Source organism: Stenotrophomonas maltophilia group sp. SKK55 (genome assembly GCF_057179845.1).
In genome coordinates, this window is record NZ_JBXUHP010000011.1 from 48,119 (window position 1) to 60,769 (window position 12,651).

At 66.0% G+C, this 12,651-nt stretch carries 7 protein-coding genes; 1 reads left to right on the plus strand and 6 read right to left on the minus strand.

The features are described from left to right. Positions 1 to 356: 356 nt before the first annotated feature. Positions 357 to 3,590 (plus strand): ribonuclease E, encoded by a 3,234-nt coding sequence (gene rne / locus AC2A1N_RS05155; protein ID WP_484371704.1) that lies wholly within the window; start codon positions 357 to 359, stop codon positions 3,588 to 3,590. A gap of 167 nt (positions 3,591 to 3,757) precedes the next feature. On the opposite strand, the gene AC2A1N_RS05160 is transcribed toward rne, so the two are convergent. From AC2A1N_RS05160 to AC2A1N_RS05185, 6 genes are read right to left on the minus strand one after another with little or no spacing between them, the layout of a single operon-like run. Beyond that, positions 3,758 to 4,642, minus strand: a complete 885-nt coding sequence (locus tag AC2A1N_RS05160) for an endonuclease/exonuclease/phosphatase family protein (protein WP_346476892.1) — start codon at positions 4,640 to 4,642, stop codon at positions 3,758 to 3,760. Between the two features lie 2 nt (positions 4,643 to 4,644). Further along, a complete protein-coding gene (locus AC2A1N_RS05165; protein ID WP_484371706.1) occupies positions 4,645 to 7,812 on the minus strand; it encodes a discoidin domain-containing protein in 3,168 nt (1,055 codons plus the stop codon). Next, positions 7,809 to 8,645, minus strand: a complete 837-nt coding sequence (locus tag AC2A1N_RS05170; RefSeq protein ID WP_005417620.1) for a carbohydrate ABC transporter permease — start codon at positions 8,643 to 8,645, stop codon at positions 7,809 to 7,811. The genes AC2A1N_RS05165 and AC2A1N_RS05170 overlap by 4 nt, the downstream gene beginning before the upstream one ends. Next, positions 8,642 to 9,523 carry a carbohydrate ABC transporter permease gene (locus AC2A1N_RS05175; RefSeq protein WP_005410323.1) on the minus strand — a complete coding sequence of 294 codons (882 nt, stop codon included), beginning with the start codon at positions 9,521 to 9,523 and terminating at the stop codon, positions 8,642 to 8,644. Before AC2A1N_RS05175 ends, AC2A1N_RS05170 begins: the two co-directional genes overlap by 4 nt. Then, positions 9,520 to 10,860, minus strand: a complete 1,341-nt coding sequence (locus AC2A1N_RS05180) for a sugar ABC transporter substrate-binding protein (protein ID WP_235648475.1) — start codon at positions 10,858 to 10,860, stop codon at positions 9,520 to 9,522. Before AC2A1N_RS05180 ends, AC2A1N_RS05175 begins: the two co-directional genes overlap by 4 nt. A 4-nt stretch (positions 10,861 to 10,864) precedes the next feature. Continuing rightward, the gene (locus AC2A1N_RS05185; protein ID WP_061478010.1) at positions 10,865 to 12,469 is read right to left on the minus strand and encodes a glucoamylase family protein; all 1,605 of its coding nucleotides are present in this window, start codon (positions 12,467 to 12,469) and stop codon (positions 10,865 to 10,867) included. Between the last annotated feature and the right edge of the window lie 182 nt (positions 12,470 to 12,651).

Here is a 12,651-nt window from a genome sequence, read left to right on the forward strand (position 1 = left end):
TTGGAAGTTACTCAGGGCCAGAAGCCCAGCTTCCGACGAATCCGGCACAGTGCGCGACCACCGCCCGCGGGGCGGCCATGTTAGCGGCTCACCGGCCTTCCCGGCCATCGCCGGATGCCTGACACGCAACCGTGCTGAACATGTCCCGCGTGGCGCTCCAGCCTGGCTGACAGCTGCCTGCGGCCCTGCAACACCCAAAACCCATAAGAGTGAAGCGCTCCCGCGGCCTGCCGTGGTGTCGTAGCGCTGGAAACCCAAGCCGCCCTCCCCGCGCTTGCGCGAATGGGCGGCGAGCCGTGTCCAGAGGCGAAACCCCATGGCGTTCCGCGCGGTAGCCGCTTGCGAGGAACGCAACAATGAAGCGAATGCTGATCAACGCCACGCAGGCTGAAGAGCTGCGTGTTGCCATCGTGGATGGCCAGTCGTTGTATGACATCGACATCGAACAGCCGTCGAAGGAACAGAAGAAGTCCAACATCTACAAGGGCCGGATCTTCCGCATCGAGCCCTCGCTGGAAGCCGCCTTCGTCGAGTACGGCGGTGGCCGCCATGGCTTCCTGCCGCTGAAGGAAATCTCCCGCGACTACTTCCAGGCCGGTGTCGACCACAACAAGGCCGGCATCCGCGAGCTGCTGAAGGAAGGCCAGGAGATCGTTGTCCAGGTCGACAAGGAAGAGCGTGGCAACAAGGGCGCCGCCCTGACCACGTTCATCTCGCTGGCCGGCCGCTACATGGTGCTGATGCCGAACTCGCCCAGCGCCGGCGGCGTGTCCCGCCGCATCGAGGGCGAAGACCGTGCCGCGCTGAAGGAGGCCCTGGACAAGCTGAACATTCCCGACGACATGGGAGTGATCATCCGTACTGCCGGCGTCGGTCGCGATGCGGAAGAGCTGCAGTGGGACCTGGACTACCTGCTCAACGTCTGGCGCGCCATCGCCGAAGCCGCACTGAGCAAGCCGGCCCCGTTCCTGATCTACCAGGAATCGCGCCTGATCGTGCGCGCCCTGCGTGACTACCTGCGCGCCGACATCGGCGAGATCCTGGTGGACACCGAGGAGATGTACGAGCACGCCCGCGAGTTCATGCAGCAGGTGATGCCGCAGACCCTGCGCAAGCTCAAGCACTACAAGGACGACATCCCGCTGTTCAACCGCTTCCAGATCGAGTCGCAGATCGAAGGTGCCTACGAGCGCAACGTGCGCCTGCCGTCGGGTGGCTCGATCGTGGTCGACCAGACCGAAGCACTGACCGCAGTCGACGTGAACTCCTCGCGCGCCACCAAGGGCAGCGACATCGAGGACACCGCGTTCCAGACCAACCTGGAAGCGGCCGAGGAAGTGGCCCGCCAGCTGCGCCTGCGCGACCTGGGCGGCCTGGTGGTGATCGACTTCATCGACATGGCCTCCAACAAGCACCAGCGCGAGGTCGAGAATCGCCTGGCCAACGCGCTGAAGTACGACCGTGCCCGCGTGCAGGTCGGCCGCATCTCGCGCTTCGGCCTGCTGGAAATGAGCCGCCAGCGCCTGCGCCCGAGCCTGGGCGAATCCAGCCAGATCGTCTGCCCGCGTTGCGACGGCCACGGCCGCATGCGCAGCGTCGAGTCGCTGTCGCTGTCGATCATCCGCGTCGCCGAAGAGCACGCGATGAAGGAGAACACCGGGCAGGTGCTGGTCCAGGCGCCGGTGGAGATCGCCAACTACCTGTTGAACGAGAAGCGCAGCGCCCTGCGCGAGATCGAGCAGCGCCACGAAGCGCCGATCGTGATCGTCGCCGACGAGCAGCTGCACACCCCGCACTATGCGGTCACCCGCCTGCGTGAGAACGAGCTCGGTGAAGAGAGCAGCAAGCCCAGCTACCAGCGCGGCACCCCGCGCAAGCTGCCGGTGCACGCCCTGACCAAGGGCCAGCTGAACATCCCGCCGCCGGCAGTGACCCAGGTCAAGCACACCTCTCCCGCCCCGGTGCGCGAGGAAGCGGCTCCGGCTGCAGCCGCTCCGGCTCCGGTCGTGGCAGCGCCCGTGGCGCCGGCTTCGAGCGGCGGCGTGATCGGTTGGCTCAAGCGCGTGTTCGGTGGCGAGCCGGCACCGGCGCCGGCTCCGGCCGCCCCGGCTCCGCGCCAGCAGCAGGACGGTGGTCGCAAGGACCGCAACAAGGATCGCAACAAGGATCGCAAGGACCGTCGCGACGAAAACCGTGGCAACGGTGGCAACGGCAACGCGCAGCAGCAGAAGGATGGCGGCAACCGCAAGGACCGTTCTGAGCAGCGCAACAAGGACGGCCGCAACGGCAATGCCCAGCAGCAGCCGCAGCAGGGCAGGCAGAAAGAGCCGCAGCAGAAGGATGGCCAGCAGCAGCCGCAGCAGCAGAACAAGCCGCGCAACGAGCAGCAGGGCCAGGGCCAGAACCAGCCGAAGCTGAAGCAGCCCAAGCAGCCGCGCCAGCAGCAGGACGGTGACAAGCCGGCCGAGAAGCCGCAGCGCAACGTCGCCGAAGCCCCGGTTGAAGGTGTGACCGCGGCAGCAGCCGTGGCCGCCACTGCCGTCGCCGCCAATGTGGTGACCGCGCAGGAAGCCACTGCACCGGTCGCCCCGGTTGCCCCGGTGGCCGCCGCTCCGGTGGACGCAGTACCGGTCGAGAACGCTGCCGGCGAGGCCGAGGTGGTTGCGGTTGCCGGTGAAGAGACTGCAGCCGACGCCCATGGCGAGCAGGCTGGCGAAGGTGCAACCCGCCGCCGTCGCGGCCGTCGTGGCGGCCGTCGTCGTCGTCGCGGTGGCGCCGAGAACGCTGCCGGTGGTGACGGCCTGGGCGATGACCAGGACGAGGGTGACGAGGGTGATGACGCCGAGGGCGTCGAGCCGAACGTCGACAGTGCCGCCCCGGCCACTCCGGTCGCCGCCGCACAGCCGACCCGTGCGCAGCCGGAATTCGATTTCGATGACGAAGCCGAACCGGTTGCCGTCGAAGCCGAGAAGCCGGTCCGTACTGCCGTCGCTGCTGTCGCCGCACCGGTGGCGGTGGTGAGCAGCGCCGTGGTCGAGACTGCCGCACCGATCACCGCCGAAGTGCCGGCGGCGGTTGAAGCCGCAGCCAAGGCAGAGCCGGTGTCCTCGCCGGTGCAGACCAGCATGCTCGATGCCATCGACGCGGCAACCCCGGCGCAACCGGTGGCTGTTGCCACACCGGCGGTCGAAGCAAAGCCGGTCGCGGTGGAAGCAGCCCCGGTGGCTGAAGTCACTCAGGCGATCGAAGCGAAGCCGGCGGCAGTCGAGGCTGCACCGGTGGCTGAAGCCAAGCCGGCCGCTACCGAAACCGCTCCGGTGGTAGAAGCCAAGCCGGAGATCGTTGAGGCTGCTCCGGTGGTTGAAGCCAAGCCGGTCGTCGAGACCGCGCCGGTGGCCGAACAGCCGGTCGCTCCGGTGGCAGTTGAAGCTGCACCGGTGGAAGCTGCGGCCCCGGTCGCCGATGCAGTGGTGACACCGTCGATCGATCCGGTCGCCGATGGCCACGCCGATGCGGCAGCCCAGGCGGCCGAAGCCAAGGCCGACGAAGAAGACGAAGAAGGCGCCAAGCGCACGCCGCCGGCGAACTGATCGCGCTTTGATCGCGTGAAAAAACGGCGGGGATCGATGATCCCCGCCGTTTCTGTTTTTGCGCCGGGCGCGTGCAGCGCTCTGGTAGAGGCCAACCCTGGTCGGCGCCGTTGTTGGAGTGAACGCGGACACGTCCGTGCCAACCAAGGGTGGCACCTACCAGGACATCAGTGCGCCGGAGCGAATTGCAGGCGGGTCCACACGCCATAATGGTCCGAGGCCCAGCGACCGCTGTCATCGGGCTGGTCGAACAGGAGCTTGGCCTCACGTGCGACCATCGCGTCCTGCTGGAAGAAGATGTGGTCGATCCGCGAGGCCACCGGGTAGTAGTGCCTGTTCAGCGTACTGGCCCTAGCCAGGTCGGTGTTGACGTGCACGCTGCCGTAGCTGTCACCGTAATGGCTGCGCAGCTCGCTCAGGTCACTGGCATCGACCAGCGCGTTGAAGTCGCCCGCGATCACCACCGGTGCGCCGGCCGAGGTGCTGGCGATGAAGCGCTGCAGGTCCTCGACCTGGGTGCGACGGATGCGCTGGCCATTTTCGTCGCTGCGCTCGTTGAAGTGGGTGGCATAGACGTTGACCGCCTTGCCGTCCACATCGATGCGCAGATGGGCGACCGTCCGGTAGTCGTCCAGCGGCTGTAGCAGGTGCTCACCCTGGGCGAGGATCGGCCGCCGGGTCAGCAGCGCATTGCCGTAACGTTTCGGCGCACCCACCGGATCGGTGGACACGAATACGTACTTGTAGCCGAGTTGGCTGGCCAGCCACTGCGCCTGGTTGCGCACGTTGCGGCGCTGGATCACCTCCTGCAGGGCAACCGCATCCGGCTGCAGGCGCTTGAGCTCGGCCAGGATGGTGCGGCGGCGGCTCGGCCAGTCCTCGCGGTCGTGATGCAGGTTGAAGGTCACCATGCTCATGCCTGGTGCGCTGGCGATGTCAGCCGCTGCCGCGGCGGTTGGCACGGCTGCCATCACGGCACCCGGCAATGCCAATGCAATGGCCAGTCCCAAGGCACGCACGGCCGTGCGTACCCTTCCCCCCTGCTGCTTCATCGTTACTGCCCCTTGCGTTCGGCGCGGCGCACCGCGCCCGGTACATCGATCTCGACCCGCGCCGGCAGCTGGTGCACGTGCAGTTCCCTGTCGGTCCATTCGGCCGCTTCGCCGTTGATGGTCGCCTCGCCCGGATCACCGGCGTACGGCCACGGCAAGACTACGCCACCGACCGGTGGCACCAGGCCCGGCTGCACCTCCAGCACCAGCTGCTTGTCGCTGCGCTGCAGGCGGTAGTTGAGCTGGCCCTGCGGCGTGCGCAGGCCCTGCACAGCGATGCCCTCGCCCTGCAGCCAGGCGGTCGGAATGCCGGCGGCCAACACCAGCGCATCGTCCATGTCACGGCTGTAGGCGAACATGTCCAGGGCCGAGCGCACGAAGTCCGAGGCGACCCAGGCATGCGGCAGGTCACCGACGAAGAACGGCTTGCGCGGCGTGCGCGAGACCACTTCGGCCCACTGGTTCCAGGCCTGCGGCGCACGGTCCTTGAAGAAGAACTCAGTCGCCTGCCAGGCGCGATCGCGCCAGCCAAGGCGGACGAAGGCGGCCACGTTGCGCCACTCGTAGGGCGTGTAGTCCTTCCACTCGCGCTTGCCGTCCCGACGGGCCACGAATTCCTTCCAGTAGCGCTCGAAAGTGGCACCGAGCGCCTGCTGCGGAAGGCGCCCCTGTTCACCGCCCGGAGCCAGCGCAATGGTTGTCGAGGTCGCATCGAAATCGCCCAGCTCGGCCGAGCCCGGCAGGTAATCGATGTTGTGCTGCTGCATCGCCGACAGCAGCGAGGCCTGCAGGTCATCACGGAACTGGTCACGCGATTCGGCAATCTGCATGGCTTCGACCTTGCCCAGCTGGGCCGCCAGCGATGCCGCATCCTTGTAGCCGCGCAACGCCCAGAAATTGTCCCAGTACGAATGCATCGGCTTGGCCGAATAGCCTTCGTGGCTGATCGAGGCCGGCATCATCCCGTAGAACGCCGGATTGCGCGCCCGATTCTCGTCCGTGCGCTCGCTGGCGCGCAGCTGCTCCATGTAGTTGTAGGCGCCCTGCACATGCGGCCACATCAGTTCGGCGAAGGTGCTGTCACCGGTATAGCGCCCATACTCGGCAATGCTGTAGATCAGCTCGCCATGGCTGTCGTTCTCCGGCACCGGATCGCTGCCACGTGCATCGACACAGCACGGCACCTTGCCATTCTCGAACTGATAGGGCGCATACCAGTTGATGTAATCACGCACCGCATCACTGCGCCCCATGCGCAGAAGGCCCTCTGAAATCATCGCGCCATCGCGGATCCAGCTGCGTGCGTACGAGCGCGTGCCCGGCTGCAGGCGCGGGCCGACCCGCGAGATCAGCATGTGCGCCACGGCGGTGCGCAGGGTATCGACCAGTGCCTGGCCCGCAGCCGGTACCTGCAACGAGACCACCCCCAGCTTCTGCCGCCACTGCTCTGCGACCTGTGCCTGCGCCTTGGCCACATCCAGCGCCTGCGGCGCCCAGCCTCCGGTCTGTGGCAACACCACCGCCACTTCTCGGCTCTGGCCAGGCTCCAGCTTGATCGTATACAGCAGCGCACCGGACGCCATGCCGGTGCTGTCCTTCACCGCCGTGCTGGCCGGGTATTTCCCGGAGGCCAGATGCATCGCGTCGAGCTTGCCATCGAACGTGCTGGCGAAGCGCGCATCCGGCACCTGCAACGGATAGATGCGCGGCTCACCGTTGATGCGCACCAGCTGTTCGCCCACATCCAGCGCATCGATGCGACTGATGCCGCCGACGGTATTGAGGAACTGGGTCGGCGGGTTCACCTGCCACGGCCGGATCGCCAGCGCCAGGGTGTACTCGTGCGCCACCTTGTCCGGATTGCTCAACCGGTAGCGGCCGATCAGCTGCGCGCGCTCCGGCGTGCCCTGCACGAAGCTGGTTACCGCCAGGCCGGCCTTCTCATGCACCCAGTCGACATTGGCGATGGGCAGGTAGCGATCCTGCAGCGACTGGGTGATGGCCACCGTCGACCAGTCCAGCAACTTGCCGTCCACGCGGATGAACGGCTCGATGCTGAAACTGCCCTTGGCCGGTTCCAGCGCACCGTCCTCGCTGATCAGTGCCTGCTCCTGGCCGCCATCGAGGCCGAGCAGGGTCCAGTACGGCTGTTCGCCCACATATGCACGCGGCAGCAAGCCGCGCGGCAGGTCGGCCGCCATCGAGGACAGGAATGCGTTCGGCGTGGCCGCGAACGCCAGCGGCTTGAGCGTGATGTCACGGATGCCATAGCGCCAGTTCGGGCCATCGTGCAGATCGAAGCGCACGTAGCGCGCGTCGGTATCCGGCAGCGCCAGCCAGTCGCGGCCGCCCGCACCGCCGATCACCTCGCGCACGGTGCGCCAGTCCCGGCCATCCTCGGACGTCCGCACGGTGTAGCGATTGGCTTCCAGGTTCGGCAGCCAGTCAATCACCGCACCGCCGATCTCGCGGCTCTTGTGCAGGTCCAGGCTGATGGTCTGCTGCTTGACCCCGCCACTGATCCAGAACGTATCGCTCTTTCCGTCGATCATCCGGTCCTGCAGCGCGGTGGCGGTGTCGGCGATCACCGATGGCACCAGCGCCGAATCATCCTGCGGCGGCAGGCCCTGCAGGGTCAGCTTGTCGAAGCACACCGTGCCGCGGCCGCCGACCTTGCTGTAGATCGTGAACTCGACCGCAGCGCTGCGCGCCATCTCCTTCTCCGGCGATGGCCCCCATGCCTTGTCGATCTGGCGACGGCGGTATTCGACCGGCGTCCACGCCTTGGGGAAGCTGTAGCCCGGACGGTTGACCCACCAGACATTATCGCCGCTGGCATCGATCAGCTTGAACTGCAGGTCGTTGCCCGGCGAATCTCCCCGCAGCTGGAAGCCGAAGCGGTAGTTGGCCGGGTACTCGATACCCAGCGCGCGGCGGATGCCGACGTAGCCCGACACCTTGTGGAAATCGTAGTCCAGGCACAGCGCGCGGCCGCCACCGGCACCGCTCACCGGCCGCAGCGAACCGCTGACCTGGTCGGACAGCACCAGCTTCCAGGCGCCGATGTCGTCGAAATCGTCCAGTACCTTCGGCGCCGGCAGTGCCGGTGGTGCGGCGATCGCCAGGGAAGTCCACAACAGGCCCAGTCCAACGGCGATCGCTCGCTTCATCCCTTGACGCTCCCCAGCAACAGACCTTGGATGTAGTACCGCTGCAGCACCAGGAACAGTGCCAGCACCGGAACCACGGTGACCACCGCGCCAGCCATCATCATTTCCACGTCCATGATGTGCTCGCGCGAGAGGGTGGCCAGCGCCACCGGCAAAGTGTAGTGCTCCTGGTCGGTCAACACGATCAGCGGCCACATGAAATCGTTCCATGCCCCCATGAAGGTGAAGATCGCCAGGGTCACCAGTACCGGCTTGAGCATCGGCAGCACGATCTGGAAGAAGATGCGCAGCTCCCCCGCGCCGTCGATGCGGGCCGCTTCAAGCAGCTCGTCCGGGATCGAACGCGCGTACTGGCGCACCAGGAAGATACCGAACACGCTGGCCAGCGCTGGCACGATCACGCCGCCAAAGCTGTTGACCAGGCCCAGCTGCTTCATCAGCAGGAACAGCGGCAGCATCGCCACCTGCGCCGGGATCACCAGCGCTGCCATCAGCACCTGGAACAGGCGTTCGCGGCCAACGAAGTTGAGCTTGGCGAAGGCGTAGCCGGCCATGGTGTTGAGCAGCAGCGAACCCAGCGTGATAGCCAGCGACACCAGCAGGCTGTTGGCGAAGTTGCCGCCCATGCCGGTGCGCGCGAACAGCTCGTGGTAGTTGTGCGTGGTGATGCTCGAAGGCAGCAGTGGCGGCGGGAAATGACTGGCCTCGCCCTGCGGCATGAACGAGACCGAGAGCATCCACAGCAGCGGTGCAAGGCTGACCAGGGCCAGCACCAGCAACGCACCATTGATCATCCACGGATACCAGCGCGACTGGCCGATTTCACGACTCATACCAACTGCCTCTTGCGGCCGAAACGCAGCATCACGGTGGTCACCGCCAGGATGATCAGGAACAGCAGGAACGCCACCGCGGAGGCGCGCCCCAGGTTCCACCACTTGAAGCCTTCCTCGAACATGAAATACAGCACGCTGACGGTGCTCTGCAGCGGATCGCCGCGGGTCATGACATACGGCTCGGCGAACAGCTGGAAATAGCCGGACACGGTGATCACGCCGACCACCAGCAGTACCGGGCCGAGCATCGGCAGGGTGATGTGCAGGAACTGCTTCCAGCGCGAAGCGCCGTCGATGCGCGCGGCTTCGTACAGGTCATGCGGGATCGCCTGCAGGCCGGCGAGGAAGATCACCATGTTGTAGCCGAAGTTCTTCCACACCGCGAACAGCATGATGGTCGGCATCGCCCAGTTGGGATCACCCAGCCAGTCGATCGGACTGATGCCCAGATGGCCCAGCCCGTAGTTCACCAGTCCATAGCTGGTATGGAACAGGTAGCGCCAGATCACCGCCACCGCCACCAGCGTGGTCACCACCGGCGCGAACAGTGCCGTACGGAACAGGGCCTTGAAGCGTGCGGCCGGTGCGTTGAGCAGCATGGCCGCGCCCAGCGACACACCGATCGACAACGGTACGCCGATCAGCACGAAGTAGGTGGTATTCCACAGCGACTTCCAGAACATCGGCGTCTGCAGCAGGTCGATGTAGTTGCCCAGGCCGACGAAGCGCAGGTTGCTGCTGTCGGCCAGTGCATAGAGGTCGAAGTCGGTCACGCTCAGCGCCAGCGCCGAGGCGACCGGCAGGCCGAAGAACACGCCCAGCACGATCAGCGAGGGGCCGGCGAAGATCCAGCCGGCCAGCGAAGTACGTTTCATTGCGCGCTCCCGGCGGCCACTGCGCTGCTCGATTGCGGCGACGGCGCGCGCTCCTGCAGGCGTTGTTGTTCATGCATCCAGCGGCGCTTGGCCAGCACCTTGTCCACGCGCTGGTCCAGTTCGGCCACGGCCTTGTCCTGCGGCAGGCCACCGCGCACCACCTTCTCGGTGACAATGCGCATTTCCTGCACGATGCGCTCCCATTCGAGCACCTTCGGCGTCGGCTTGACCCGCTCCAGCTGATCGCGGAACGCGGCGGCCAGCGGGTCGTTGGCCAGCGACGGCGCGTTCCAGGCGCTGCGGCGTGGCGGCAGGTCGCCGATGATCGAATGGAAGCGTGCCTGGATCTGCGGGCGCGACAGGAATTCGATCAGCTTCCAGGACGCCTCCTTCTGCTGCGACTTGCGGAAGATCACCAGGCTGGTGCCACCGGCGATGCCCGCGCCCGGACCGTCGGGCCCCGGCAGCGCAGCGGTGCCCCACTGTCCTTCCAGTTCCTTCGGCTGCAGTTTCTTGAACTCGCGGATGTTCCAGGGGCCGGAGATGTAGAACACGTTGAAGCCGCGGAAGAATTCATCCCAGACGTTGGAGATCTGCGTCTCGGACATCTTCGGCGCCCAGCCCTGCTCGAACATGTTGGCGTAGAAGGACAGCGTGCGGCGGAATCCCGGGCTGGCGAAATTGCCACGGGTATCGTCGTCGCGCAGCAGCGGGTCGGGCTGCTGCAGGGCCAGCGACAGCTGCTGCTCGAACTCGTTGATCGGCATCAGCACCGCGTAGCGGTTCGGACCCTGCATGCGTTTGATCGCCGCCATCTGCTCGTCCCACTCGGCCCAGGTACGCGGCGGGTGGTCGTAGCCGGCCTTGGCCAGCAGGTCCTTGCGGTAGTAGATCAGGCGCGTATCGACGTACCACGGCACGCCGACCAGCTCGCCGTGGATCACGTTGGTATCCCAGATGCCCTGGAAGTAATCTTTCGGATCGACCACAGTGGAGCGCTGCACGAACGGCTGCAGCGGGGTCAATGCATCGAGTTCGGCGAACTCCGGCACCCAGGTGTTACCGAGCTGGCACACGTCCGGCAGGCCATCGGCGGCGAACGCGGTCAGCAGCTTTTCGTGCGCGGCGGTCCACGGGATGTTCTGCACATCCACCTTGATGCCGGGATTTTCGGCCTCGAACTCGTGGATCAGCTCGCTGACCACCTCGGCTTCGCGGCCCATCGCCCAGAAGCGCACGGTGGTGGTGCCCGGTTCGGTGCGGGCGCAGCCGGCCACGGCCAGGGTGGCCAGGGCAGGCAGCGCCCAGCGGCGCAGGCGGTCGATCCAGTTCGGCATCGGGTTACTTGCCCTGGCCTGTGGTGCGGTTGGCATTGTTCTTCTGTTCCTGCGCGGCAGCCGCGCGTGATTCGGCGATACCCACCGCGCGTGCTGCCGCGGCCTTTTCGTCCTTCTGCAGTTCCAGCGGCTGGAACGACCCTTCCGGCGCCAGCCAGCCACCGCTGAATCCGGCCCGCTCCAGGCCCTTGCGGATGTACGGATTCTTCTTCATCACTTCCCAGACGAAGTCGTTGCGATAGTTGGCGATCATGGTCAGGATCGGCCCCTGGTCGATGGCGATGTAGTCGCTGGCGACCCAGCCGCGATCCGGCACCAGGCGACCGGTCTTGATCGGGATGTCGTAGTTGAAGCTGGGATTGAACGAATCCAGGAAGCCGTAGCTGGAATAGATGTAGTCGCCGTAGCGTTTGTGCATTTCCAGCGTGGCCGGGATCACCTGCTCGGGCGCGAACACCACCGAGGCGATTGCCGCAGTCGGGGCAATGGTGCCGTCATCGAAGTTCTCGCGCAGGCCGGCGCCGCGCGAGGAGTAGTGGCGGAACTGGCGCTGTTCGCCGCGGTACTCCTGCGTGGTGTTCTGCGGGCCATCGCTGGCGGTCAGGCCCCACACGTTCTCGCCATAGTCCTTCCACTGCATCGGGTTGGCGATGGCGTACTCGCGCTGGGCCAGCGCGGCCGAGCGGCTGTTGAGGAAATAGGTGCTGCCGCGCTCGCGCATGTACGCGTCCTGGATATCGCGGAAATCGATCCAGACGTGGCTGTACTGGTGGCCGAACAGCGGGCCGAAGGACAGGTATTCCTGGCCCTGGTAGACACCCCAGTCGTTGTCATAGGTGCGCGTCCACACCGTCCACGCGTCCGGGCTGACCGGGTGCGTGGGCGAGCCCAGGGCGAGGATGTAGACCATCATCGCCTCGTTGTAGCCCATCCAGTCGTGGTCGATGAAGCCGCTCTCCGGGAACCAGCCCATCGAGATCAGCGGTGCACGCTGCTGCAGCCACGGCCAGTCGACCTTCTTGTACAAGGTATCGGCGATCTGGCGGATTTCCTTTTCGCGCGGATCGTCACCGTCGTAGTACGACTGCGCGAACAGCACGCCCATCATCAGCAGTGCGGTATCCACCGAGGACAGTTCGACCCAGCTGTCGTAGCGACGGCCTTCCTGCATGTCCAGGAAGTGATAGTAGAAACCCTTGTAGCCCGCCTTGCCGGTGCGCTGCGGGCCCATCGGCACGTCGCGGAAGAACTTCAGCGTGGTCAGGGTCCGGTCGATCGCCTGGTTGCGGCTGACCCAACCGTTCTCGATGCCGATCGGATACGCGGTCAGCGCGAAACCCACCGACGCGATGCTGGCGAATGGCCGCGACGGATAGCGATCCGGGGTCAGACCATTGATCTCGTTGGTGGTGTCCCAGAAGAACTGGAAGGTGCGGCGCTCGATGTCATCGAACAGCGGCGGCAACTCCGGCTTCATCGGCCGCGGCGGTGCATCGGCCTCGATCAGGATCACCGGCGGGCGCGGCTTGGCAGGTTCCTGCTGGGCCGGCTGGCAGGCGGCCACCGCCAAGCACAGCATTGCGGCGGACAACAGATGGCGTGCCTGCATGGCGCGGTTCCTCCGGTGGTCTGATCGATGGGAAAGCATACCGTCCAATGATCTGAAATCGTTTACAAGATGCGCTCTTAAAAAACCACGAAAAACGTGGTTTGACACCGCGATCATTGCCCACGCCGCTGCCCCCTGCCCGGCAGCGGCGTGGGCAATGGACCGGCACGGGGCCGGCCATT